Source organism: Flavobacterium sp. W21_SRS_FM3, assembly GCF_052113625.1.
In the GTDB taxonomy this organism is placed as follows: Bacteria; Bacteroidota; Bacteroidia; order Flavobacteriales; family Flavobacteriaceae; genus Flavobacterium.
The window spans coordinates 523,584-546,779 of the sequence record NZ_JBGQOD010000002.1; the positions used below are offsets into that span (position 1 = coordinate 523,584).

25 protein-coding genes, 2 tRNA genes and 1 riboswitch are annotated in these 23,196 nt (G+C 32.8%); of the genes, 11 read left to right on the forward strand and 16 right to left on the reverse strand.

Annotation, left to right across the window (positions count from 1 at the left end):
• Nucleotide 1 precedes the first annotated feature (1 nt).
• Together ACEN2K_RS05775 and ACEN2K_RS05780 are read left to right on the forward strand one after the other, a co-directional pair.
• Nucleotides 2–394: an RNA-binding S4 domain-containing protein gene (locus tag ACEN2K_RS05775; RefSeq protein ID WP_441758377.1), complete on the forward strand. Its 393-nt coding sequence runs from the start codon at nt 2–4 to the stop codon at nt 392–394.
• 31 nt (nt 395–425) lie between these two features.
• Nucleotides 426–926: a phosphoribosyltransferase family protein gene (locus ACEN2K_RS05780; protein ID WP_441758378.1), complete on the forward strand. Its 501-nt coding sequence runs from the start codon at nt 426–428 to the stop codon at nt 924–926.
• Here ACEN2K_RS05780 and ACEN2K_RS05785 read toward each other — a convergent pair.
• The gene (locus ACEN2K_RS05785) at nt 918–1,436 is read right to left on the reverse strand and encodes a shikimate kinase (RefSeq protein ID WP_441758379.1); all 519 of its coding nucleotides are present in this window, start codon (nt 1,434–1,436) and stop codon (nt 918–920) included. The genes ACEN2K_RS05780 and ACEN2K_RS05785 overlap by 9 nt on opposite strands.
• A 128-nt stretch (nt 1,437–1,564) precedes the next feature.
• Here ACEN2K_RS05785 and ACEN2K_RS05790 point away from each other — a divergent pair.
• Nucleotides 1,565–1,637: transfer RNA gene (locus ACEN2K_RS05790), tRNA-Lys, on the forward strand.
• A gap of 42 nt (nt 1,638–1,679) precedes the next feature.
• Nucleotides 1,680–1,762, forward strand: a tRNA-Leu gene (locus ACEN2K_RS05795).
• A gap of 194 nt (nt 1,763–1,956) precedes the next feature.
• Here the strand turns inward: ACEN2K_RS05795 and ACEN2K_RS05800 are convergent.
• From ACEN2K_RS05800 to ACEN2K_RS05850, 11 genes are all read right to left on the reverse strand, one after another.
• Nucleotides 1,957–2,544 (reverse strand): hypothetical protein, encoded by a 588-nt coding sequence (locus tag ACEN2K_RS05800; RefSeq protein WP_441758380.1) that lies wholly within the window; start codon nt 2,542–2,544, stop codon nt 1,957–1,959.
• Nucleotides 2,545–2,714: 170 nt separating this feature from the next.
• Entirely contained in the window at nt 2,715–3,053 is a 339-nt protein-coding gene (locus ACEN2K_RS05805; protein ID WP_441758381.1) for a hypothetical protein, read from the reverse strand.
• Nucleotides 3,054–3,396: 343 nt separating this feature from the next.
• On the reverse strand, nt 3,397–5,799 hold the full coding sequence (locus ACEN2K_RS05810) for a hypothetical protein (protein ID WP_441758382.1): 2,403 nt from the start codon (nt 5,797–5,799) through the stop codon (nt 3,397–3,399).
• A gap of 3 nt (nt 5,800–5,802) precedes the next feature.
• Nucleotides 5,803–6,099: a hypothetical protein gene (locus ACEN2K_RS05815; protein ID WP_441758383.1), complete on the reverse strand. Its 297-nt coding sequence runs from the start codon at nt 6,097–6,099 to the stop codon at nt 5,803–5,805.
• 4 nt (nt 6,100–6,103) lie between these two features.
• Nucleotides 6,104–6,367, reverse strand: a complete 264-nt coding sequence (locus ACEN2K_RS05820; protein ID WP_441758384.1) for a helix-turn-helix domain-containing protein — start codon at nt 6,365–6,367, stop codon at nt 6,104–6,106.
• 110 nt (nt 6,368–6,477) lie between these two features.
• Nucleotides 6,478–7,950, reverse strand: coding sequence for a hypothetical protein (locus ACEN2K_RS05825; protein ID WP_441758385.1), 1,473 nt, complete (start codon nt 7,948–7,950; stop codon nt 6,478–6,480).
• 16 nt (nt 7,951–7,966) lie between these two features.
• Nucleotides 7,967–9,277, reverse strand: a complete 1,311-nt coding sequence (locus ACEN2K_RS05830; RefSeq protein WP_441758386.1) for a phage integrase SAM-like domain-containing protein — start codon at nt 9,275–9,277, stop codon at nt 7,967–7,969.
• 341 nt (nt 9,278–9,618) lie between these two features.
• Nucleotides 9,619–10,152 carry a DUF4252 domain-containing protein gene (locus ACEN2K_RS05835; protein WP_441758387.1) on the reverse strand — a complete coding sequence of 178 codons (534 nt, stop codon included), beginning with the start codon at nt 10,150–10,152 and terminating at the stop codon, nt 9,619–9,621.
• Nucleotide 10,153: 1 nt separating this feature from the next.
• Nucleotides 10,154–10,684 carry a DUF4252 domain-containing protein gene (locus ACEN2K_RS05840; protein ID WP_441758388.1) on the reverse strand — a complete coding sequence of 177 codons (531 nt, stop codon included), beginning with the start codon at nt 10,682–10,684 and terminating at the stop codon, nt 10,154–10,156.
• Between the two features lie 13 nt (nt 10,685–10,697).
• On the reverse strand, nt 10,698–11,141 hold the full coding sequence (locus ACEN2K_RS05845) for a hypothetical protein (protein ID WP_441758389.1): 444 nt from the start codon (nt 11,139–11,141) through the stop codon (nt 10,698–10,700).
• Nucleotides 11,128–11,637 carry an RNA polymerase sigma factor gene (locus ACEN2K_RS05850; RefSeq protein ID WP_441758390.1) on the reverse strand — a complete coding sequence of 170 codons (510 nt, stop codon included), beginning with the start codon at nt 11,635–11,637 and terminating at the stop codon, nt 11,128–11,130. Before ACEN2K_RS05850 ends, ACEN2K_RS05845 begins: the two co-directional genes overlap by 14 nt.
• A 127-nt stretch (nt 11,638–11,764) precedes the next feature.
• On the opposite strand from ACEN2K_RS05850, the gene ACEN2K_RS05855 reads away from it, so the two are divergent.
• A complete protein-coding gene (locus ACEN2K_RS05855) occupies nt 11,765–13,213 on the forward strand; it encodes a S41 family peptidase (protein WP_441758391.1) in 1,449 nt (482 codons plus the stop codon).
• A gap of 73 nt (nt 13,214–13,286) precedes the next feature.
• Here ACEN2K_RS05855 and ACEN2K_RS05860 read toward each other — a convergent pair whose 3' ends face one another.
• Nucleotides 13,287–14,360 carry a YncE family protein gene (locus ACEN2K_RS05860; RefSeq protein WP_441758392.1) on the reverse strand — a complete coding sequence of 358 codons (1,074 nt, stop codon included), beginning with the start codon at nt 14,358–14,360 and terminating at the stop codon, nt 13,287–13,289.
• Nucleotides 14,361–14,364: 4 nt separating this feature from the next.
• Nucleotides 14,365–16,191, reverse strand: coding sequence for a TonB-dependent receptor plug domain-containing protein (locus ACEN2K_RS05865; RefSeq protein WP_441758393.1), 1,827 nt, complete (start codon nt 16,189–16,191; stop codon nt 14,365–14,367).
• Between the two features lie 31 nt (nt 16,192–16,222).
• Nucleotides 16,223–16,432: riboswitch (cobalamin riboswitch) on the reverse strand.
• Between the two features lie 83 nt (nt 16,433–16,515).
• Between ACEN2K_RS05865 and ACEN2K_RS05870 the strand changes: the two genes are divergently transcribed.
• The 3 genes from ACEN2K_RS05870 to ACEN2K_RS05880 all read left to right on the forward strand — a co-directional run bounded on the left by ACEN2K_RS05870 (nt 16,516) and on the right by ACEN2K_RS05880 (nt 19,543).
• Nucleotides 16,516–17,658 (forward strand): ABC transporter substrate-binding protein, encoded by a 1,143-nt coding sequence (locus ACEN2K_RS05870; RefSeq protein WP_441758394.1) that lies wholly within the window; start codon nt 16,516–16,518, stop codon nt 17,656–17,658.
• Nucleotide 17,659: 1 nt separating this feature from the next.
• Nucleotides 17,660–18,691 carry an iron chelate uptake ABC transporter family permease subunit gene (locus ACEN2K_RS05875; protein WP_441758395.1) on the forward strand — a complete coding sequence of 344 codons (1,032 nt, stop codon included), beginning with the start codon at nt 17,660–17,662 and terminating at the stop codon, nt 18,689–18,691.
• A 66-nt stretch (nt 18,692–18,757) separates the two neighbouring features.
• The gene (locus ACEN2K_RS05880) at nt 18,758–19,543 is read left to right on the forward strand and encodes an ABC transporter ATP-binding protein (protein WP_441758396.1); all 786 of its coding nucleotides are present in this window, start codon (nt 18,758–18,760) and stop codon (nt 19,541–19,543) included.
• Between the two features lie 133 nt (nt 19,544–19,676).
• Here ACEN2K_RS05880 and ACEN2K_RS05885 read toward each other — a convergent pair whose 3' ends face one another.
• Nucleotides 19,677–20,129, reverse strand: coding sequence for a tRNA (cytidine(34)-2'-O)-methyltransferase (locus ACEN2K_RS05885; RefSeq protein ID WP_441758397.1), 453 nt, complete (start codon nt 20,127–20,129; stop codon nt 19,677–19,679).
• A 24-nt stretch (nt 20,130–20,153) separates the two neighbouring features.
• A complete protein-coding gene (locus tag ACEN2K_RS05890) occupies nt 20,154–20,729 on the reverse strand; it encodes a pseudouridine synthase (protein ID WP_441758398.1) in 576 nt (191 codons plus the stop codon).
• Nucleotides 20,730–20,967: 238 nt separating this feature from the next.
• Between ACEN2K_RS05890 and ACEN2K_RS05895 the strand changes: the two genes are divergently transcribed.
• The 3 genes from ACEN2K_RS05895 to ACEN2K_RS05905 all read left to right on the forward strand — a co-directional run bounded on the left by ACEN2K_RS05895 (nt 20,968) and on the right by ACEN2K_RS05905 (nt 23,194).
• Nucleotides 20,968–21,327 carry a hypothetical protein gene (locus ACEN2K_RS05895; RefSeq protein WP_441758399.1) on the forward strand — a complete coding sequence of 120 codons (360 nt, stop codon included), beginning with the start codon at nt 20,968–20,970 and terminating at the stop codon, nt 21,325–21,327.
• A 125-nt stretch (nt 21,328–21,452) separates the two neighbouring features.
• The gene (gene rmuC / locus ACEN2K_RS05900; protein WP_441758400.1) at nt 21,453–22,817 is read left to right on the forward strand and encodes a DNA recombination protein RmuC; all 1,365 of its coding nucleotides are present in this window, start codon (nt 21,453–21,455) and stop codon (nt 22,815–22,817) included.
• Nucleotides 22,818–22,828: 11 nt separating this feature from the next.
• Nucleotides 22,829–23,194, forward strand: coding sequence for a 6-phosphogluconate dehydrogenase (locus ACEN2K_RS05905; protein ID WP_441758401.1), 366 nt, complete (start codon nt 22,829–22,831; stop codon nt 23,192–23,194).
• The last annotated feature ends 2 nt before the right edge of the window (nt 23,195–23,196 follow it).

Here is a 23,196-nt window from a genome sequence, read left to right on the forward strand (position 1 = left end):
TATGAGAATCGATAAATTTTTATGGTGTGTCCGATATTACAAGACAAGAAATATGGTTACGGAGGCATGTAAAAAAAATCATGTAACTGTAAACGGCCAAGTTGCTAAGCCTTCAAAAGAAGTATTTCCTACGGATAAGATCACCTTTAGAAAAGACCAGATTACCCAAATTATAACCGTTCTTGATATTCCTGAAAGCCGCGTTGGTGCTAAGTTGGTGGATATTTATCGACGCAATGACACTCCTCCGGAAGTATATCAGCACTTAGAACTTCTGAAACTTTCTAAAGACCATTATCGAAAAACAGGAACAGGAAGACCTACAAAAAAGGACCGAAGAGACATTGATGAATTTGGAAACGAAATCGTCTCTGATGAAGATGACTTAGACTAAGCGGAAACATTAAATTTGTAACAAAACAATAATGAGTAAAAATATCATTTTAACGAATCAAGAGATTGAGCACAAAATCACCCGAATTGCCTATCAAATTTACGAAACCTTTGTAGATGAGCAGGAAGTTGTTCTTGCCGGTATTGCGACAAACGGTTTTGTTTTTGCACAAAAAATCGCTGAGCAACTGCAAAAGATTGCACCTTTAAAAATATTGCTTTGCGAGGTCGTAATAGACAAGCAACATCCGCAACAAAGTATTACCACCTCCTTATCAAAGGAAGAATATACTAATAAAGGATTAATACTTATCGATGATGTACTGAATTCTGGAACAACACTTATCTATGCGGTAAGACATTTTCTAGATGTTCCATTAAAAAAATTCAAAACGGCAGTACTGGTAGATCGAAACCACAAAAAGTATCCTGTTAAAGCCGATTTTAAAGGAATATCACTTTCAACCTCTCTTTTAGAACATGTTCAAGTGGTCTTTGAAGATAATGGTACTAGCTATGCTTATTTAAGCTAAAAAAGCCACGATCTCCGCTACGGTTTCTTCTACTGATTTATTATCTACAGAAACTACATACTGCGCTTGATTGTAAAAATAACTTCTTTCAAAAAGATGCATTGCAATGAACTCCTTCATCTCCTCATTATTTTTATTGGCGATAAGGGGTCTTTTGCTTTTATTGACAACCAACCTATTAAATAAAGTATCTATTGATGCTTTAAGATATATAGACGCTACGTCGTCTCTTTTTAAAAGCTCATGATTATTAGCATAGCAAGGTGTTCCCCCGCCTAACCCAATAATCATTGATTCATTAGCATGTATTAATTCGACCAAACCTTCATGCTCCATCTTTCTAAATTTGATTTCACCTAGCTGCTCAAAAATCGCGTTTACAGACAAATTGGCTTTTTCTTCAATATATTTATCTAAATCAACGAAAGGAATTCCAATTGCCGCAGCCATATTTTTGGCGATTGTCGACTTACCGCAACCCATGTAGCCTAATAATATAATTTTCTTCATATAATAAATCCTTATAAATTAAGGGGTTAAGATTAATCTTAAAAAAAAGACAAATTTAAAGTAAAAATCTTTGGAAAACATCAAATAAAGTCCTTATATTTGCACCCGCATTCAAGCAAAGAAATTATGACTCGATAGCTCAGTTGGTAGAGCACATCACTTTTAATGATGGGGTCCTGGGTTCGAGCCCCAGTCGGGTCACAAAAGGTCGAGTAATTTATTACTTGACCTTTTTTATTTTAGGGCCACGTGGAGAAACGGTAGACTTGCCATCTTGAGGGGGTGGTGCTCGCAAGGGCGTGTGGGTTCAAATCCCACCGTGGTCACTATTTAAGCCTGTTTATAGGCTTTAGCAAAGGTTATGTGCAACCAACGTGCAACATTGTTGTAATAGTTGAGGTTCACATAACCTTTTTTACTTCTAATAATTTGAAAATACTTGATTATTCAACTTTAAAAAGGAACACATTTAAAGTCTATTTTAATCTACTTTAGAATACTACCAAAAACTACTTTAGTATTACATCATCAATAAACTTTCAATTGTTCCCATCGGGAAACTATCAGCAATCAATATTTTATTATTCAATCTCTTGAAACGTTTTGTTTCATTACCATTGTAATGTGTTTTAAAATACTTTTTATACCGCTCCTCAAAAACCTCATCAGAAATGTGACAAGCTTCGAGTATTTTAAACAAACCTCTATTCTTCTTACTTTCTAATTGCTTAGAATACATTAAGCTTTTAAAAGCTTCCCTATGCAAGAAATAACCTCCATGTAAATATAATTTCCTGCAATGCTTTTTTGTAGTAGGACAAACAAAATAAAAAACTTCTCCTTTTCCTAAGTTAGAAGGCTTGCTAATAATCTGAACTTTATAATTTCTTGGCTCTCCATTTGATTTGTAATTTAAGACAATGAAAGTATCAAAGTCATTCTTTATAACAGATATACTAATGTTTGAATGTTCTTGCCCATTCCTAGTCCAACTTATAGTACCCGATTTAGTACCTAAATAATTTAAGTAATTCCATTCTTTTAACTTCTTAATCGATAAATACAAACAATCTTCTACTGTTGTTGGATAATTAGCATAACGTCCCATAGAGAATAACCTAAATTATTAAAGAATAATGAAGTATAAATATAGTGAATTTTAAGCTATAAAACCCTATATTTGTTACAGTTAACCGCTTGCCTGTGGTTGGATAAATTGAGTAAAAAAAGGCGAACCATAACGGAACGCCTTTTTTTTATTTTAAATTAAACCAACTATCATTGTTGCATCTGTAAATTAATCATCTCATTAATTTGTTTAATCCTGTAATCTTGTACAGATACAGAATCTTCTTTATTTAACTCAGAAAGCTTCAACTCAAATTTTTTCATCAATGGATTAATTTTATCATTTACTTTTGAAGTTGACAACTCTTTTTTAACCCCCTTTTTCATCCATCCATCAATCTCATTTAACAATTTGATAGCTTCTTTCTTTTTAATTAAACTTGAATCGATTTTAATTTCAGCTTTTACATTTTCAATGTGTTGATTTTCTGATTTCTTACAAGAAATTAAACCACAAGTTACTAACAGAACAAGCAATACTTTTTTCATTTTTCTAATTTTAATAGTCAATATATTCACTTTAGTCTTCCCAGCCACATAAACTGTAACCTTTACTTTTTGCATCAGCTAAACTTACTTTGGAAATAGTATGCGAACATCTACTTAAGCCTTTGCAATTTTCAGTATAGTGATACTTTGACGCAGTCTTACTTACACAGATATAAACACTATCCCCACCAACGGAAGTAAAGCTAAAAAAAGCACTCACACTTATAACCCCCAAAACGATCGTTAATTTTCTCATTTTTTTACTCATTTTAAATTATACTATTCAAAACTAGCGATTTATATTAAGATTAAATTACGGTTTCCCTCATTCCTATCACTAATTTTAAAAATCTAGCTCAGGAAACTTAAACTTTCCTTTCGTTTTCACCTGCTTACTTATGACTTCCTTTTTAAAATCAATTTGATGATACTCGCAATACTCTATAAAAAAAACCTCACCTCGGTTATAAGCTTCTTCTATTGAAATATGATTAAAAATACTTTTACTCATATCTGTATCAAAAACATTACTTAAATCTGAAATTGGCTTTAGCTCACGTATTAAAATTGTTTTGTATTTTTTATCAAATTCTTTTATTGCATCTTTCATACTTTCAAATTCTAAATAACTAACTGATTTTATCAACTCAAGTTTTAACCTCTCAATTACCTCATCATCTCGCTTAATTTCTAAATCCGTTTTTTGCCCCGAAATATCACACAAGATTAAAAACAGTTGTTTTGCAATAGTTCGATTATTAATTAATTCATTAAACTTCATTAATGATTTTTCATAAACCCTAATTTGCCTAGTGACAAAAGCATTTTGTTGTTGCTGTTTTAACGATAACGATTTAATAAGTATGCTCTTTATAGGAGTATTATAAAGAGGCTCATTCTTAACCGTACATTGTTTATTTCTAGCCTTACCAGTACACAAGAAATTAAATTTTTGCACTATTTTGTAAATCAATAAATGATTGCCTCTTTGCCCTTTAAACTTAATTTCATCTAAATAACTATAATCATCAATTGTGATACGTTCCTGTAAATAACAAAACAGCTCTCTAAAATTACATTGCATCGTTACAACCTTTAAAGCTTCGCTTCTAGCTTTCGCAAAATCGCCTCTCTTTTTACAAACTATATTTTCACTTAGTTTATAATCACGTTGCTTTCCTGCAATCAATAGCGAACTATATTTGAACCTTGAAACTCTCAAAAACATTGCTTTAACATTAAACACATATTGACTGTTTGCCCTGATATGTAATAAAATAGTATAAAGCAAATCGCTTGTTAAAGGCTTCTCATTTAAAAACTGTAACGTACTTAACGTTTTCTCCACTCTAGAGAGAAACTCTTGATAATCTACTCTATAATCGTTCAAATTAAAGCCTGAACTATAATAAGAAAACTTTTCTTTGTAAAAGATAAAACCGTTTGCCTCTCCTTTTATTTGAGGCCTGTCTGTTGGCTCTGTTCTATCAATTATACTCAACCCTTTAGGAATACTACTAATGTATTCATATTTTAACCGTGTATCTGAAAGGCTAAATGTTTCTCTATAAACAGGCTTATTTAATTCCTTATAACCAAAGTCGCAGTTTGGCTCAACTCTCAAAATAGCAGGCTTTACTTTATCATCAATAAACAAAATAGCATCGTGAAGCCTCGCACCTCTTTGTAAATTATTAACCTTAATCAATACATCAATAGCAAAACTTTCGTACTCAGCCATTGAAGAAAAAAACTTAATCTCTGTATTATGTGTCAATGTTATTATGTGATTGCATTGTTCATTTGTATAGCCACACTCTAAAAAAAACTTTATAGTTTCTTCCTTACTTTTATACTTTCCACTATTACAAACTTTATTAAACAGCACTTTCGCTTCACTTCTTGCAATTCCTTTTGCATCCATTAAATTTTGATAAACTCTATCTTTTAAAGTTGCATCTGTTTCAATATCTAAGAAAGTAGGAAACGCACTTTTTATATCACATTCGATCAATTTAAAGGGCGTTAGACATCTTAATTGTCTTGAGCTTTTTGGTAATGGATTGTACTCTCTATTATCAATAATACAGCACTTAAAATGCGTTAAAGACAAATTCAATTCCTTACAAACTAAAAACAAAATCAAATAATACCACTGATTAACTAAGGCAAAACCATTTATACATTCTTTATTTTTAGCTTTATCAACATCATTATACTTTTTAAGCAAATAATCTCTATCGTAATTATAATTTTCAACTGATAATTTTCTTCCCGTTTTTATGTAATTATTTATGTAGTCAATGTGTTGATGATGCCCGAAGTATTCAGAATTAAAAAACCATGCACATTGAATAATAAGCCAGCAATGTTTAAATAAATAAGCATCCTGTAATTTATAGTACTTAACATCAATTTCATGAATAGCAGTATATTGTGTTAAATTGCTCGCATCTAGAAAACCTTTTACCATATCAATCGTATAGTAATTGTCTTTTATTTTATCCTTGAATATTTCAGAATAAAAATAAGCCATTGCCAAAAGTGTAATTTCAGAAAACGGAATACCGCCCCCGCTTCTATTGTCGCCTTTCATATTATTTAAAGCATCAATAAAAACGGTTTGAGTATCGCTTGAAATACGGTTTTGTATATCGTACTTTAAGTTAGAACAATTAAAAAAGTCTAGCTTAATCCATTTTGAAATATAGGTTTTTGGCACGGCTTGAGTTGTAGCCGTGCACATCACTTAAACCTTATACTTTTTAAACAACTCTAAACTTGTTGTTAAGTATGTAGCTCTAAACTTTGTCTTTTGACAAATCCCTGTAAAAACCTCAAATAGTAATCCTTTTTTTTGAAATTGCCTTTTAAATCTAGTAAGGTTTTTTTGTGGAATACCTGTTTTAGCCGTTACCATTGAATTTGTTGCAACGTGCTTTTTTAGATAGTTGAAATAATGTCTTTTTTGACTAGCAAAACTCTTCCCTACGGCATTGTTTAATTTATTTAAACCGTTTGCCTGTTGTTGGTTTCTATTATTCATAGAGTTATGAATTAATAGGTTTTACTGCTTCTAGCACTTCCTGACGTTTATACAGAACTCTGTTTCCAATTCCGTAGCTTTTGAGCTTACCGCTCTTTGTGTGCTTCCACAAACTAGTTTTGTTCAATGATAAAAGTTCGCAAGCTTCATTGCGTGTGATAAACTCTTTTACATTTTGTAATTGTTCCACCATTTGAGGTTGTAAAAGTGGAACGAGTGCTTCGGCTAATTCCTGAAGAGTAATGCCGTTTAAAAAAATTTGATTCATTGTGAATTCGTTAAAGTTGAATTACAATGATATCGTAGGATTCACGGTACTTAAAATAGCTATAAACAGTACTTTTATAGTATAAAAAAGGTACTTATAGTATTTTGAATTTATACTACACTTGATTTTATAAAAGAGCTTTCAAGTTTGTATAAAATTGGCTTTTCAACCTCATCATATTTAGCAGATTTTTCAAACTTTTTTATTTCAATGCCAATTTTATCTTTTATAATTCGCTTGTAATTATCTTGCTTTAAATTAAAAATAAACATTGTTTTATCTGCATTGTTTTTCAAAAAATGAAGTATATTAACAAACTTCACTTTTTTAATCTCATTTGGACGGTAATTTTGAATTAAAAAATCAAACAATTTATCTGCTTCTTCATTTGATGGAGAACCTAAATAATCATTTTCATTAGAATTTATATTTATATCTTCTTCCCCATTTAGTTCTTCGATTATATTTTTTTTCTTTTTTGCTTTTTTTAAAAAGTTTATAATTAATCTAAATGAATTTTTTAAATTATATCTAATCAAATGGAATTGTGCCCAAGTAACATCTTTGAATAAATTAATGATATCCATTATAAAAAAATAATTTTCTTCAATTTCAACATGTCCATTATCTTTTTCGTCATAAATTGTAAAAAACGAATCAATTAAATTACTTTCTAAGTAAATATTATTAAAGTCAAAATCATCAATGTTAAGTACAGGAAATTTATGCTTTTCATCCATCATATCGTCTGGAATACAGCCAATAGAATCAATAAGTTTAATACAAACCTTATAATTTTCAATTTCATTAAAAACAAAATGACTAAAATCGTAATCAACGTGAAGTTTTAAATGGTTTGAATACATATCATCAAAACATAATTTATATTCAGCTAAACTTGTAATAACTTTTTGATGAAAAGGATTGATTAATTTAATTTTGCTCTTTTTGATATCATGATAAAATAATTTTTGTGCAGTGTCTAAAATATCATTTGTAAAAGACTTAGGAATTATTTTAGATTTAAGTCTATCTATTTCTATATCACATATTTTATCAAATGAATTATCTGCTTCCCATCCTTTAAATTCAATCACTTCATGCAAGAATCTTGATTTTAAATCTATTAAATAATTGATTTTTTCTTCAATAGTGTCATAATCTTTTATTCGATTTTTGAACTGATACAAAGTGTATTCACTTAAAATAAATTGCAACTTATTTTCATCTGAATCAATAAAAGGGTTCAATATTTCTTTTAAAAACTCAAAAGATTTAAGTTGAATCTCATTAGGGGTATTATTTTTATAAACTTGATTTATTATTAACAATAAATTAGCTAAAGCAACACCTTGATAATTAATAACATGCAATTCTGTAAAATGATTTTTAATTAACAAATAGTCATTATCATTATTAAAATAGAATTCTGCTTCTGCATAGATTAAATTAAATAATTCTAAAGGCTTAGCGTCTACAAATTTAGGATTACAAAGCTTATTTAGATTTTCAAAAATATCAATATTAATAGAATTGTATAAAAATGCATCAATATCTGTTTGAGGAGTTTTAATAATGTTCATTTAAACAAAGTTAAGTTTACTTGTTGCTTGTATTTCTCATCACTTCCATTACTGGGGATGTTGTTTGTCTAGGTACTAACTTACTGAAATATTCTAACATTTGATAAGCATTATCATAAGTAGTTTTGCCAATATAATTTAAAAATACTCTCTCTGTTCCATGGGCGGTTATACTCATTAAAACAGGGGTTGGAATACGGCCGTAAAAATTAGTTGCAAACGAACGTCTACAAACATGACTACTTATAACTTTCCACTTTGGGAACACATCCGTTTTGTGAGGCTCACCTGCTTTCTCCTTAATACGAGCTTTAGTAGGTTTGTTAATTTTAGCAATTTGGCAAACATCTTTAATATACTCATTAAATCGAGTAAGAGATATTTTATAGGGCATACCGCTTTCAATAATTTCGAGTGCTTCAGGCAATAAAGGAATAGCAACTAATTTACCCGTTTTTTGTTGTTTTAATTCGATTAACTTAATGCCGTTATTAACTTCAATTATATTTTTATCCGTAATATTTAATAGGTCGCTTGCTCTTTGTCCTATGGAGCACCCTAACAACAACCACTTACGGGCATTAATAAGTGATTCACGTAAAAGAGTAGCTTTTTTAATTGCTTCCTGCTCCTGCTCGTTTAATGTTATAATATCCTCGGGTTGTCTAGTTTCAGATAGTCCCTTAAAATTCTTAACCTGTGAAGAAATAACAAAATCATTCTTTGAAGCATCACGGCAAACAGTTCTAAAATTAGCAATGTTCTTCCCTACATAGTTTGCAGAATACCCTTTATTAAACATCCACATTTTGAACTTTTCTAAAAACAGTAAATTAACATCCTTAATCAAGATAGTTTTACCTTTAAATACTTCACTTTCATACTTCTTAATAGTGTTTTTGAATAATTTTAAATTCTGAACACGTCCAGCACTTAAACCAAGTTCCATTTTTGCATTTTGCTTATAAGGTGCTTCATCAATATATTTCTGTATGTAGTTTGTCAATATGTCTAAATCAACAACGGGAGTTTTATTGTTATACAAATCAATTTGAAGTTGTAACCAATCATTTGTAAACTCAGTTCCTAAACTCACACCATTATTGTAGGCTTCATTTATAAAGATTGCTAATTTATCAAGCTTACTTTTGAATTCCTTTGGCACTTGGTCTGTTTGCTTAGGTTGTCCTTTTTCTTTATCCCAAAATTTAGAATCAATTATAAGTCCCGTTTTTCTCATTAAACGTATTTCTCGACTAATCGAGTATCTAACAAAAATATTTGAGTTTGGAATAGTTGAGCGGAGTAGGAATTTAAGAGTTGCCATAATTGAAAAATTGAATAATCAAATCTAATCAATTTACCAATCACGTGCAACATACGTGCAACCAAAAGTAAATTATTACGGAATCAAACGGAACAATTTAAACTCAATAACCTGTAACTCCTATGTATAAAGGCTTATTTAATTTGTGTCTTTCCGTATTGATTCGAGGGTTTTGTCCCCACCGTGGTCACGAATAAAATAAAGCTTCAAAATAATCAAGGATACTTGAGTTATTTTGAAGCTTTATTTTTTAATACTGCTGGAATTTCCGCAGTAGGGTTATTTAGTATAAAAAAAACGCCTTGAAGGGTCTTCAAGGCGTCTTTTTGATAATAGTGTTATTATTTCATTAACTGTTGCAAAGGCTTCAATTGATCTAAATCTACATTTGATTTTTGAAGTACTTGTAGCATCGTCATTATTCCTGTAGGATTCATATCTTTTCCCAGTACACGAATCACGGCAAATCCAGCTTCTTTTTTGTTAGCATATAATACAAACTCTTCTATATGCTCATCAGAGCCCACATAGCTCACAGAAGCGCCTTCCTTTCCATTTCCAAAACGCATTAACTGTTGGTACTTTTTATCCTTTAAAATAGCGTCCACCTTCGCTTTTTCTATTTCGAATTGCGCTTTATTTTTATCATTTAGCTTAAATGCCAATACATTCATTTTATCAAAAGATTCTAATGCAGTATTTTGCTGTAATGATAACGTAGATTTATCTACATTCAAGATACTTGGTGATACATCTACCGCAATAAAATTACTGTTCTCATTATTTGCTACAAAATATTTTTGTAGTGAAGGCTCAGAATTACAGCTCACAATAAGTAAGCATAGAAACAAACAAATACTGTAGATTACTTTCATTTTACTTTTTACCTTTAGTTGCTTTCTTTAAATCATCTCCACCAGGAATCCTCATTTTATCTGTCAAAACTGAGATTTCATTCAAATCAAAATTTCCTGTAAGAGACATCAAGACAGTCTCATTAGTTTTACTACCTCCTTCAATAAACATCAGCAGTTCTTTAATCTGAGAATCAGTCGCACCAGACTTAACTAAGATCTTAATGTTTTTTCCATTATCATTAACACGCATCAATTCTTCCAGTCCTGCGGTTCTAATGTACTTTTCTGCTGTAGATTTCATATCAGCTGTCATTCTTGTACTGCTAGTTGTAAATACCTTTAAATTGTCTAACTTTTTAATCAGATTCATATATTGTTGCGTTTCCTTATCAGAAGCATCTACTTTTACTTTACTCATCAGGTCAAACATTTTCCTGTTAACTACAATTGACGTGACATCATCCTGACCATCAAATTTATCAAATGCAGCCTGTGCAAAAAACGGACTTGATACTAATACTACTACTAATGTGATTATAAACTTTTTCATTTTACTTTATTTATTATTGTTTGAAAATTAAATTTTTTGATTCTTCGTATTCATTAATATAGTTTACACTTTCTATGCCAACATTTACATGACCGGATAACATGGCCAAAGCTTTTTGTGTTTCCTTTAGAGCTACCTCTGGGTTGTCATAAGTCCCCAGATCTCGCTTTTGTAATGGTTCAGCCATAAACAAGTAAGAGCCAATCCCTAACAAAACAACAGCCGATGCTGCAATGGATAACCACACCACTTTTGATTTTTTAGTTTCCAGTGGTAAAACTTGCGTAAACTTTTGTTCTTTTGCTTGAGAAAAATAAATAAACATGGGTTGGTACTGCTTCAAATGCGGCGCAACATCCGAAGAATTAAAGTAAACTTTTAACTCTTTTTCTTCAGCAACACTAGTTTCTCCCTGAAGGTATTTCTCTAATATGCTATCTATATTATTCAATTCCATAATTATGCACTTTTATCATTGCTTCTCTTAATGTTTTTCTCGCTCTTGATAGGGCAACTCTAATTGCCGTTTCGTTCATCTCCATGACTTTTGCGATAGCGGCAAATTCATAGCCTTCTATATCTCGCATTTGTATTACTATTCGTTGTTGCTCTGGGAGCTGCTGCATTAATTTTTCTACCCAATGCAAACTGTCTCTATCCTCTGATTTATCGGCTAACCCTCGTGCTCCATCACTATAATTATCATGAGTCAGTTTTTGATTATCGGAACGTTTCGATTTTAATTGGTCCAAACAATAATTTTTAGTCATTGTCATGGCAAAAGCCTCTACATTATTGTATTTTTCCAAGCTTCCCTCCTTACACCATAATTTCACATAAACCTCTTGTGTAGCATCTTCAGCTTCTTCCGTACTCACTAACAACCGTTTAGCCAGTCTAAAGATCTTATCTTTAAAAGGAGTGGTTAGCTGTAAAAACTCTATTTGGTTCATAAATTAAGAAATTACTTGTTTGGCTTATACTATCAAGACGAGCCACTTAAAATTTTGTTACAAAAAATTAAAGAAATAAAACTAAAGATACTATTTTTACGTTTATACTCTATACCAAATCTATAATATGAAAACAGCCTACAAATTCGCATTCTTATTCTTTATTGCCGCTTTAGCTTTTACGAGTTGTCAAGATCAAGATGATATAGCAGCTCCTACTGATGTAGCAATCCAGGATTTTATCTGGAAAGGATTAAACCAATATTACTTATGGCAACCAGATGTGCCTAATTTATCAGATGATCGCTTTGCAACTCAAGAAGATTTAAATACTTTTTTGAGAGGCTATCCCGTACCCGAAGAACTTTTTGATGCCTTAAGAGTAGATAAATCAATTGACCGTTTCAGCTGGATTGTCAATGACTACTTAGAACTAGAAGGAACACTACAAGGAATTACTAAAAATAGTGGTGTAGAGTTTGGATTGGTATATAAGCCAGGAAGTAGTTCTGAGATTTTTGGGTACGTACGTTACATCGTTCCAGGTTCAGATGCTGCAACCAAAGACATCAAACGTGGTGCTATTTTTTATGGTATAAATGGAACCCAAATGACGGTAAGCAATTACCAATCTTTATTAGCTAACGATACATTTACATTAAACCTAGCTGATTATAATGCTGGTGCGATAACTGCTAATGGTAAATCAGTATCCTTGACAAAAACAGTAGTAGCAGAAAATCCTATTTTAATCAATAAGGTTATCACTAGCGGTTCTCATAAAATTGGATACCTACTTTACAATGGTTTCTATGCTGATTATGACACTCAATTAAACGATGCTTTTGCTACGCTTAAAAGCCAAGGTGTAACTGACTTAGTTCTTGACTTAAGATACAATGGTGGTGGATCAGTTCAAACCGCAACCCGCTTAGCGAGTATGATTACAGGCCAATACACTGGAAAAGTTTTTGCGAAACAACAGTGGAATCCTAAAATCAACAGTTATTTTGAATCTAATAATCCTGATGCGCTGAGAAATAACTTTACAGATAAAATTGGAACAACACCAATAAACAGTTTGAATCTTAGTAAAGTTTATATTTTAACAACTAAAAGCACAGCATCAGCAAGTGAGCTTGTTATTAATGGACTAAAGCCATATATGGAAGTGGTTCACATAGGTGATGTCACTACAGGTAAAAATGTAGGTTCAGTTACTTTATATGATTCACCCACCTTTGGTAAAGAAAATAGAAATCCAAATCATCGTTATGCTATGCAGCCTATCGTTTTAAAAATTGTCAATGCTAGTAATTTTGGTGATTATTTCAACGGTTTGACTCCAACTTACCAGTTAAAAGAAGATTATGGTAATTTAGACGTTTTAGGAAATACTACAGAACCTTTATTAAGTACGGCAATTGGTAAAATAACTGGAACAGGAAGAATGGTTAAGGAAAGTCCAAAACAAGACTTCAAATATTTCAAGGATGCTAAATCAATTGATGGAATACAAAATCCAATGTATATCGAAAAAGCACCGGAAGGTTTGCTAAAAGCATTACAGAATTAAGAAATAGTAGTTAAAAATAATAAAGGCTTTCATCACTGAAAGCCTTATTTATTGTCTTATAATAAGAGAGCTATTATTCATTAAAATAAAATCCAGCAGGAATCACTCCTACCCTATATTCTTTATTTAACGTCCCAGCATTCGAATAAACATAAACTTTCCCGTTAGAATTATAATCTCCAGCATCACCAACAAAAATGGAATTATCACGCACAGCAAAACTATATACACCATAAACGCCTTGAGCAGTAGTGGTAAAAAGCGGCGCTGTAGGCACAGTCGTTGCATTCACATTTGTCTTAAATATAGCTGAGTCAATCGTAAAATACACATCATTATTTTCAATATCTAAATTAGAAGGATGTGTGGCTGCAGCAAAATTAATAGTACTGGCAACAGTATTATTGGCTACATTAATTTTTACTAATCTACCTGCTGTTTCTGTACCAGCATAACTAGGTTTTCCTCCGCACATAACATATAGACTACCATTGTTCACTTCTAAAGAGTTGGGAACATCTCCTACTTCAATCGTTGTGGATACAGTATTGCTGTCAACATTAAGTACAGAAATTGTCTTACCATAACCATAGCCCCCTTGATGAGCGACATATAGTTTATTACTGAATTCTAAAATTCGCTCCGGCCCTTCAGCAACTGGAATTTTACTACTCACGGTATAGGTTGACAAATTTATTACGGCAACATAATCATCAGTAATGCTTCCGCCATTTCCCCAGTTTGTTACATATCCTTTCCCGTTTGCAAATGCAATGAATCTAGGATTGTTCAAACCACTGTCTATCGTTGCTATATGAGCCATTGTATAACGATTTACCACTTCAATTTTATTAGAGTAGTTCAAAACCACAAAAGCTAAATCATTGTAAAGCCCAATATCTTGTCCGGTATCACCCAATGTTTTTGTTGGGTTTACCAATGAGAATATGTTGTTTTGAAAACCAACAAAGTCATTGGAAAGATAAGATACTGATGCATCTCCATGACCAAAACCCCCTTGATTTAAAATCAACACTCCATTATCATAAGCTCCCAGAGGAGCTTCTATTTTATCATCATCTTTACTACAAGATGCAAAGAAAAATTGGCTCACTAAGGCCAAGAGTAACACTTTTTTGAAATTCATTTTATTATAGTTTAAAAATTAAATTAACAGCATAATTTCTTCCAGGCAAAGGTCTGGTGGCGACACTTTGATACTTCTCATTTAGAAGATTGAGCACCTGAAAACCAATGTTTATTTTTTCATTTCGCCCCAAATGGTAATTTGCACCCATATTAACCACTTGATATTCTTTTAATTCATAAAAATTATCAGAAGATGTATATACAGCACCATTAAAAAGGTACTGAGAAAAAACAGTGACTTTATCGAAAGAATAGGACAAAGAAGCGTTGAATTTATGGTAGGGAACATAAATCAATTGCAGTTTTGTTTCCTGATTTTCAGAAACAGTATACGCATAGTTCGCATTAAGGAGCAGGTGGTTCTTCCCTATTTTCTTATCAAAACTAAGAGCAGTTTCCACTCCATAAGTAGTTACTTTTTTTGTATTCTCTGGTTGCCAAAGCCCAGCTGCATTTGGTCGCCAACTAATCAAATTATCAATTTTGTTATAGAAAGTAGTAGCCGAGAAACGAATGTTTTTCAGAGTTAGATACTGCCCTAACTCATATTGATAAGCGTTTTCTGGTTGTAAATTGGGATTTCCACCTTGCTGCCAATACAAATCATTAAAAGATGGAATCCTAAAATTACGAGAAGCATTTACCTTGACAGCGTAATGATCGCTAAATGTATACTTGGTTCCAAAAGAGTACAATAAAGGACTGTCATAATTATTAGTAATTTCTTTTCGAAGGCTTAACTCGTAATCTAATTTTTCTGCAACTTGGTGTTTCATTAATAAAACACCCGAACCAATTTGACGTTTTTTAGTAAACAAATCAGATCCTTCTCCCTTGGTTTGTGTAAAATCGAAAATAGTGTTCAGCAGTATTTTACTATTTATTTTATAGGCCAAATCATGTTTTATGATCACTGTTTCTGCCTTTCCATGGGTAAAAAAAGATTGGTCCTTATCTTCATAATACTGGTATTGCTCCGTTAATAAAGCCAGCTTCACTTTGGAAGAAAAAGCATGGTGTATTGCATCCCACTCTAGTAAATTTCGAGTATTAAAATCTAAATATTTGCTTCTGGAAGCTGCTGTTAGTGTTCCCGAAAAGTGACGTTCTCCATCATAAAGCTGACTGTAAACTTTTAACGTATGGGCACTATTAAAACGATAACCAATATTTAGATTATAGCTAGAATTTTTAAATTGTCCATTTTCATTTCTTTTATCAGTGTCCAAATAAGCATAATCATTCTCAGAGCTATTTCTTGTAAGACTTAGCTGTGTACTCCATTTATCATTAGCAGCAACTAAGCGATAATGCGCTCCTAGAGTAGAAAAACTGCCATAACTAAGCTGTACCTCATTTGTAAACGTTTTATTAAAATCAAAATCATTATTCAAATGGATGCTTCCACCAATAGCACTACTACCGTAAATGGCACTACCACCACCCGCACGAACTACAATAGAATTAAAATCTCGAGTGGTTATTGTATTAAAATCGGTTTGTCCTAGCAGTTGGGAGTTAATATTGATTCCGTTCCAGATTACTGCAGTTTGTTGCGCTGTCGTACCTCTAAAGGAAGGAGAAGAAACCATACCTAGACCGTTTTCTTTAAAATATATAACACTATTGTAATTCAGTAAAGACGATAGGGAAGATTGGTTTTTAGCAATTACAGAATCATTCAGTTTTTGAACAGATTGTGTATTTGAAAACTGCTTTAATTGCGCATCAGAAATTTTCACTTCATTTAGAGCAATAGTATCATGCTGTGCCGATAGGTATTGGCACACAAATAAAAAAGAAAAGACAAACAGTTTATTTATAGTCATAATTTCTGAACCTTTTTTCCCGAAAGTTCGATATTCGTTAAGAAAAAAGGCAGGTCTCCTGGCTTGCGTCTTGTTGTTTACCTTCCCGAAAAACTAAAAATTTCAGTTCACTCAGTGGTTTTGTAGATAACAACAAGCTTGATAGCTTACAGTTGCGGGAACAGCTTAGGTTTTGAACCTAATTCCCTTTTAATGTGATTTGAAAACAAATAAAATCACAACCTCAATTCGGATGCAAATATAGCTTTATCCTCCGAATAAAAAATAAAATTTGATTTTTAAAACAGATTAAATATACCTTTGTACCATTCGAAAATTAATTTTATGAAATTTTACGGCTCTCAAATAACGGTTTTCTTATTGCTTTTTTTCTTTATCAGCTGCAAACAAAATGACGGTTCATCTACGGTAAATAATGAGGTCGTAAAAAACGAAATACAGTATGCAAAAGGGTTTGAGCTATATAAATATTCAGGATATTCTATACTTAAAGTCACACAACCTTGGCCCAACGCCACAGCCGCTTTTACCTATGTTTTAAAAGAACAAAACAGCATAATTCCAGACAGTTTACAGCAATTTTCAATTGTAAACATTCCTCTAAAATCGATTGTAGTTACCTCAACAACCCACATTCCTTCTTTAGAAATTCTTGGGGTAGAAAACAGCTTGATTGGTTTCCCAAATACCGATTATATTTCATCTGAAAAAACAAGGAAAAATATAGATGCAGGAAAAATTCGCGAAGTCGGAAAAAATGAAAATTTAAATACGGAGGTCCTCCTCGATATGGCTCCTGACGCAATTGTAGGTTTTGGTTTAAATAGTAGCAATCCATCTCTAGATATTTTACAAAAAAGCGGACTCAAGGTATTATTTAATGGTGACTGGACAGAGCAATCTCCTTTAGGAAAAGCAGAATGGATTAAGTTTTTTGGTGCCTTATATGCTCTGGATGACAAAGCCAACAGTACCTTTCAAGAAATTGAAAGTGAATACAAAAAGACGCTCGCTTTAGTACAAAACACAGCAACTTCTCCCTCAGTATTGTGTGGAGCTATGTACCAAGATCAGTGGTATGTTCCGCAAGGACAAAGTTGGGCATCTTTATTTTTAAAAGATGCTAAAGCCAATTATTTATGGGCTGACACTAAAGGAACTGGAGGCTTATCCCTACCTTTTGAAGTTGTTTTAGAAAAAGCACAACATGCCGATTTTTGGATTGCTCCAGGGGATTATTCCTCATTACAGCAATTAAGTGATAGTAATCCTCATTATGCACAGTTTGATGCTTTTAAAAACAAAAAAGTATATTCGTATTCTTTAAAAAAAGGAAGCAAAGGCGGCATTTTGTTTTTTGAATGGTCTCCCACCCGTCCGGACTGGGTTTTAAAAGATTTAATTAAAATTCTGCATCCCGAATTAGTACCTAATCATTCGCTTTATTTTTACCAACAACTACAATAATTTGAATTTAAAAAATAAAAATAGCATCCTTTTTATAAGTTTAACCTTTGCTTTAGTGGCTTTGTTTATCATCAACATCAGTTTAGGCTCAGTGTCTATTCCGTTAAAAGATGTCTTTAAAAGTTTGAGTGGCACGCTCGCGAGTAAGGAAACTTGGCAGTATATTATTGTAAACTACAGACTTCCTAAAGCAATTACAGCGGTACTAGTAGGCATGGGATTAGCCACAAGCGGCTTGCTGATGCAAACATTATTTAGAAATCCACTTGCTGGTCCTTATGTTCTTGGACTAAGCTCTGGAGCCTCACTAGGTGTGGCTATGGTCATCCTTGGCGCCTCATTATTACCCGCTTCGCTAGCTGCTTTCTTACTATCGTCATACGGCATCGTACTAGCTTCCAGTCTCGGTAGTTTTTTGGTTCTATTAGCCGTTTTAGTGGTATCCTATCGTTTAAGAGATACTATGGCCATTCTTATAGTCGGTTTAATGTTTGGAAGCTTAACTAGTGCTATCGTCAATACCTTGACTTATTTTAGCACTGCAGAGGAATTACAAAAATTTACATTTTGGTCCTTGGGGAGTTTAGGTAATTTATCCTGGACGGCTATCATTATTTTAGCCGTGTGTGTTTTCATCGGCTTACTGCTAAGTTTATTCAGTATAAAATCATTAGATGCTTTACTTTTAGGTGAAAATTATGCTCGCAGTATGGGGCTAAACTATAAAAGATCGCGACTCATCATCATTTTTGCAACCAGTATTTTAGCCGGTAGCATCACTGCCTTTGCTGGTCCTATAGCCTTTATAGGTCTAGCAGTACCTCATATTGCCAAGCTCGTTTTTCAAACCAGTAATCACACAGTTTTATTTTGGAGTACTCTGCTTTTTGGTGCTATCATTATGCTTGTTTGCGATAGTATAGCGCAGGTTCCAGCTAGTGATTTCAACCTTCCTATAAATGCAGTTACGTCCATTTTTGGTGCCCCTATTGTCATCTGGTTATTAGTTCGAAAAAAGAAAATGATGGGATAATTCAACTTTTTTTTAAAGCAACAACTATCTTTACCTATCCAAGGACTGTTTATTAAAAAATAAATAATGAGTACAAATAAGACCATCCTAAGCACATCAAATTTAAGCATTGGTTACAAATCCAAGAGCAGTACAACAGTTATTGCACAAGATCTTAACTTGGATTTAAAACAAGGTAAACTTACTGCTTTGATTGGTGCAAACGGAATAGGAAAATCTACTTTACTCAAAACACTTACTGGTATCCAAGCACCACTTTCTGGCAGCGTATCCATTCACGGTCACAACATTCATAAAATGGCTTCGGCTGATTTAGCAAGAAATTTAAGCGTCGTTTTAACAGAGAAATTACCTCCTAGCAACTTATCCGTTTTTGAATTGATAGCACTTGGAAGACAGCCTTATACCAATTGGATGGGGACATTAAGTCCATTAGATATCGAAAAGGTAAACGAAGCAATGGAGTTGAGCCAAATCACCCATTTGGCTACTAAAAAGCATTATGAAATCAGTGATGGACAACTACAAAAAGTACTGGTAGCGCGTGCATTAGCACAGGATTGTCCGTTGATTATCCTTGATGAACCTACCACGCATCTCGACTTATTGCATAAAGTGGCCCTTTTTAAACTCTTGAAAAAACTGACGCAGGAAACCGATAAATGCATCTTATTTTCGACTCATGATATCGACATGGCCATACAGCTTAGTGATGACATGATCATAATGACTCCTGAAGAGATCAGTCAGGATTTGCCTTGCAACTTCATTGAAAAAGGAAGTTTCAACAGCTTGTTTCAAGATGAAAATATTTTATTTGATGCTCAAAAAGGCAAGTTTATCATTAGTTAGTCGCTCTTTTTTTAGGACCATTTTCCAGCTATATGCTTTATTCCCGATAAACTAAAACTACGGCAAAAAAGCCTTGTTTCAGTATATCGGGAGATGCCGCTACTATCTGGGCTAGAGCATAATTATACCGATACTATTTCAATCCTATCTGGCGTTTTGCTTCTCCAATCACAAAAGCAACTGAATTCGCAATATTAAAACTTCTTATATTAGTAGACATCGGAATTTTTAAATGGTTTTCAAACTGAGACAATACTTCCTCGCTCAATCCCTTACTTTCTTTACCAAAAACCAACCAATCTCCATCTTGATATTCAATATCCAAATATGATTTTTGAGCGTGAGAACTCATCAAAAACACCCTTGATTTATCTGGAATTTGTGCAGTCCACTCAGCTACATTTTGATATTCGGTTACATCAAGATGAACCCAATAATCCAAACCGGAACGTTTCAAGTTCTTGTCGTTAATGACAAAACCAAAAGGATGAATTAAATGCAAGCTGCTCTCCGTACCTACACACAATCGTCCTATATTACCGGTATTATTAGGAATCTCAGGCTCTACTAAAACTATATTTAACATTGTAGTTCGTTTAATTGGTTATTTTTATTCTTTTAATTGAAAATCAGCAACTTCAATTACTTCTCCCGCTTGCAGTGTAGAAAGATGTACATTACCTATGCGAACTCGTACCAATCGCAAAGTAGGAAAACCTACAGCGGCAGTCATTTTACGCACTTGACGAAATTTCCCCTCATTGACAGTAATTGAAGCCCAAGATGTGGGTCCGTGACGTTCATCCCTTATTTTTTTTCCTCTAAGTCCAAAGTTGGGCACCTCAGAGATTAATCGAGCATCACATTTTTTAGTGGTGTATTTTGTTCCGTTGAAACCTATTTCTACTCCTTCTTTCATTTGATCAATTGCTTCTTGAGTAATTATACCATCGACCTGCACAAAATATTCTTTATCGACTTTTTTTGAACGCACCATTTCGCTCATTTTACCGTCTGTAGTCAATAATAGTAAACCTTCTGAATCTTCGTCTAATCTCCCAATTGCCATCGTCCCTTGCGGAAAATCATACAGCTCGCCCAGCAATTTCTTTTTTCGCTTTAGCTCATATATAAACTGACTTAGATAGCCGTAGGGTTTGTGAAGTATAAAATGAGAATGCGTCATAAGCTGCTTTCGACTATAAATTTAAAAATGCAAAGATAACGGAGTTTTAGTAGCATCAAATAAGTTTATTATGGGTTCTTCACTTTCTAAATAACTGCTACTTCATAAAAGAATTTCGCAATACTTTATAAGCAGTAGAAAATTCTTATAGCTACAGTAAGTGTTGTAATGTAAGATTAAAAAGTCATAACAGTTCAAACCTAACATTTAAGTAAGTTTACTTTAAAAATAAATTATCATGGAAAATACTAATAAAGACAATCAGAACAAGAACGAAGGTTTTAGCGGAAAGTATGTTGGTAAAGACAATGAATCTCAAAATCCCATACTGAATAAAGAACTTGAAATTGATCAAGATGGAAATGAAAAAGTGGTTGAAAGAGCTCGCAATGTAGATGGCTCTGCAGCCGCTATTCCTGATGAGGAACGCACATGGAATGAAAATGAAAGCTTAAGCCGTGGTGTGGCGACTGAAGAAGAAGCTATGAAAACAGTGGAAAATGAAGACCGCAACTCTGATATTACTGCCAAACGTTACCCAAACTCCCATATCGAGAATCACAAAAATAGAGGAAACATGAAATTAGATGAAGAATAACATTCTTTTCATTTTGTAATAGCCAATAAGAACAATAGTTTTTATTGGCTATTTCTATTTTCTAATTAATAAATTTAGTCAAAGGGGGATTATTGCTTACTTTTACTTTAAATAAAAGTCTATTTATGTCCAACCTGCTTTCGTTCTTACTCCTTTTTATTATTGCCTTGGCAATCGGGATTTTCATTGGTAAATTAATTTTCTCTGCACGATTTCAGTCTGAAAAAATTAGTCTTGAAGAAAAATTAATTGCTTTAAGATCACAATACGAGCAGCTGAAAGAGCAGTTTTCAAGTGATAAATCAGTTTTCGACAAAAAGCTGGAATTAGCTGCCATAGAAAAAGAGACTATTCGAAATGAAAAAGATAGTTTAGCCATTCAATTATCCAAGAAAGAGGTAGATTTTGAAAACCTTTGGGAACGAAATAAAGAACAAAGAGATGAAGTTGAAAAGCTCCAACTAAAATTCACTAAAGAGTTTGAGAATCTGGCTAATAAAATATTGGAAGAAAAATCAAAGAAATTCACAGAGCAAAATAGAGAAAACATGAAAAATATCTTGTCACCGCTGCAAGATAAGATTCAGTTGTTCGAAAAAAAGGTAGAAGACACGCACAAAGAAAGTATTGATTATCATGCGGCACTGCGTCAACAAATTTTGGGCTTGCAGGAAATGAATATTCAAATGAGTAAGGAAACGATCAATTTGACCAAAGCGTTAAAAGGAGATAGTAAAATGCAAGGAAATTGGGGCGAACTGGTTTTAGAACGTGTTTTAGAAAAATCAGGCTTAGAAAAAGGGCGTGAATATGAAGTGCAACAAGCTTTTACTAATGAAGAAGGTAATCGCGTTTTTCCTGATGTTGTCATCAATTTACCAGACGGGAAAAAGATGATAGTTGATTCAAAAGTTTCATTGACAGCTTATGAAAAATTCATTAATGAAGAAGAGGAAACGTTAAGAAACGGCTATCTTAAGGAGCATGTGATTTCGATAAAAAGGCATGTTGAACAATTGGGAAATAAAAATTATCATGATTTGTACCAGATAGAAAGTCCAGATTTTGTATTATTATTTATTCCTATCGAGCCTGCCTTTGCAATGGCTTTAAACGAAGACACTTCATTATACAATAAAGCTTTCGAGCGAAATATTGTCATAGTTACCCCTGCAACACTGCTGGCAACTTTACGTACAATAGACAGTATGTGGACAAATCAGAAACAGCAGGAAAATGCTTTTGAAATTGCAAGGCAAGCGGGAGCCATGTATGATAAATTTGAAGGCTTTGTTGCTGATTTGCTTCGAATAGGTAAAAAGATAGACGAGAGTAAAATGGAGTACAGCAGTGCTATGAATAAATTAGTTGAAGGTAAAGGCAACCTTATTACAAGTGTCGAAAAATTAAAAAAAATGGGAGCTAAAGCTAAAAAAGCGCTTCCGGAAAACATTCTGCTGAGAGCAGAAAAAGACGAAAACCAACTTTAAACTAAAACCATATGAAAAAAATTATCGGAATCATTATAGCAGTCATCATACTGTCAACCATTAGTTATTTTACCTTTATTTATTATGCTACATATAGTGAAGGCGTTCGATCAGGTCACCTAATTAAATTCAGTCATAAAGGAGTTGCTTTTAAAACTTGGGAAGGCGAGCTGAGTCAAGGACTTTCTGGATCTCAAATTTTCTCTTTCTCCGTTTTAGACAAAGATAAAGATGTGATTGAAGATCTTAAAAATATGGAAGGTCAGTATGTAAAATTAAATTATATTGAAAGATACAAAACCTTTCCATGGTGGGGAGATACTAAATATTACATAATTGAAGTTCGCCAAGAAGACTCTCCTTTTAAATTAAAATAAAT

Excerpts from the sequence above, each read along its gene's own strand:
- ACEN2K_RS05855 (WP_441758391.1), top strand. The coding sequence starts at position 11,765 with ATGAAAACAGCCTACAAATTCGCATTCTTATTCTTTATTGCCGCTTTA.
- ACEN2K_RS05825 (WP_441758385.1), bottom strand. The coding sequence starts at position 7,950 with ATGAACATTATTAAAACTCCTCAAACAGATATTGATGCATTTTTATAC.
- ACEN2K_RS05840 (WP_441758388.1), bottom strand. The coding sequence starts at position 10,684 with ATGAAAAAGTTTATAATCACATTAGTAGTAGTATTAGTATCAAGTCCG.
- ACEN2K_RS05775 (WP_441758377.1), top strand. The coding sequence starts at position 2 with ATGAGAATCGATAAATTTTTATGGTGTGTCCGATATTACAAGACAAGA.
- ACEN2K_RS05870 (WP_441758394.1), top strand. The coding sequence starts at position 16,516 with ATGAAATTTTACGGCTCTCAAATAACGGTTTTCTTATTGCTTTTTTTC.
- ACEN2K_RS05820 (WP_441758384.1), bottom strand. The coding sequence starts at position 6,367 with ATGAATCAAATTTTTTTAAACGGCATTACTCTTCAGGAATTAGCCGAA.
- ACEN2K_RS05835 (WP_441758387.1), bottom strand. The coding sequence starts at position 10,152 with ATGAAAGTAATCTACAGTATTTGTTTGTTTCTATGCTTACTTATTGTG.
- ACEN2K_RS05805 (WP_441758381.1), bottom strand. The coding sequence starts at position 3,053 with ATGAAAAAAGTATTGCTTGTTCTGTTAGTAACTTGTGGTTTAATTTCT.
- rmuC (WP_441758400.1), top strand. The coding sequence starts at position 21,453 with ATGTCCAACCTGCTTTCGTTCTTACTCCTTTTTATTATTGCCTTGGCA.
- ACEN2K_RS05815 (WP_441758383.1), bottom strand. The coding sequence starts at position 6,099 with ATGAATAATAGAAACCAACAACAGGCAAACGGTTTAAATAAATTAAAC.
- ACEN2K_RS05885 (WP_441758397.1), bottom strand. The coding sequence starts at position 20,129 with ATGTTAAATATAGTTTTAGTAGAGCCTGAGATTCCTAATAATACCGGT.
- ACEN2K_RS05865 (WP_441758393.1), bottom strand. The coding sequence starts at position 16,191 with ATGACTATAAATAAACTGTTTGTCTTTTCTTTTTTATTTGTGTGCCAA.
- ACEN2K_RS05895 (WP_441758399.1), top strand. The coding sequence starts at position 20,968 with ATGGAAAATACTAATAAAGACAATCAGAACAAGAACGAAGGTTTTAGC.
- ACEN2K_RS05810 (WP_441758382.1), bottom strand. The coding sequence starts at position 5,799 with ATGTGCACGGCTACAACTCAAGCCGTGCCAAAAACCTATATTTCAAAA.
- ACEN2K_RS05830 (WP_441758386.1), bottom strand. The coding sequence starts at position 9,277 with ATGGCAACTCTTAAATTCCTACTCCGCTCAACTATTCCAAACTCAAAT.
- ACEN2K_RS05845 (WP_441758389.1), bottom strand. The coding sequence starts at position 11,141 with ATGGAATTGAATAATATAGATAGCATATTAGAGAAATACCTTCAGGGA.
- ACEN2K_RS05860 (WP_441758392.1), bottom strand. The coding sequence starts at position 14,360 with ATGAATTTCAAAAAAGTGTTACTCTTGGCCTTAGTGAGCCAATTTTTC.
- ACEN2K_RS05905 (WP_441758401.1), top strand. The coding sequence starts at position 22,829 with ATGAAAAAAATTATCGGAATCATTATAGCAGTCATCATACTGTCAACC.
- ACEN2K_RS05800 (WP_441758380.1), bottom strand. The coding sequence starts at position 2,544 with ATGGGACGTTATGCTAATTATCCAACAACAGTAGAAGATTGTTTGTAT.
- ACEN2K_RS05780 (WP_441758378.1), top strand. The coding sequence starts at position 426 with ATGAGTAAAAATATCATTTTAACGAATCAAGAGATTGAGCACAAAATC.
- ACEN2K_RS05880 (WP_441758396.1), top strand. The coding sequence starts at position 18,758 with ATGAGTACAAATAAGACCATCCTAAGCACATCAAATTTAAGCATTGGT.
- ACEN2K_RS05785 (WP_441758379.1), bottom strand. The coding sequence starts at position 1,436 with ATGAAGAAAATTATATTATTAGGCTACATGGGTTGCGGTAAGTCGACA.
- ACEN2K_RS05850 (WP_441758390.1), bottom strand. The coding sequence starts at position 11,637 with ATGAACCAAATAGAGTTTTTACAGCTAACCACTCCTTTTAAAGATAAG.
- ACEN2K_RS05890 (WP_441758398.1), bottom strand. The coding sequence starts at position 20,729 with ATGACGCATTCTCATTTTATACTTCACAAACCCTACGGCTATCTAAGT.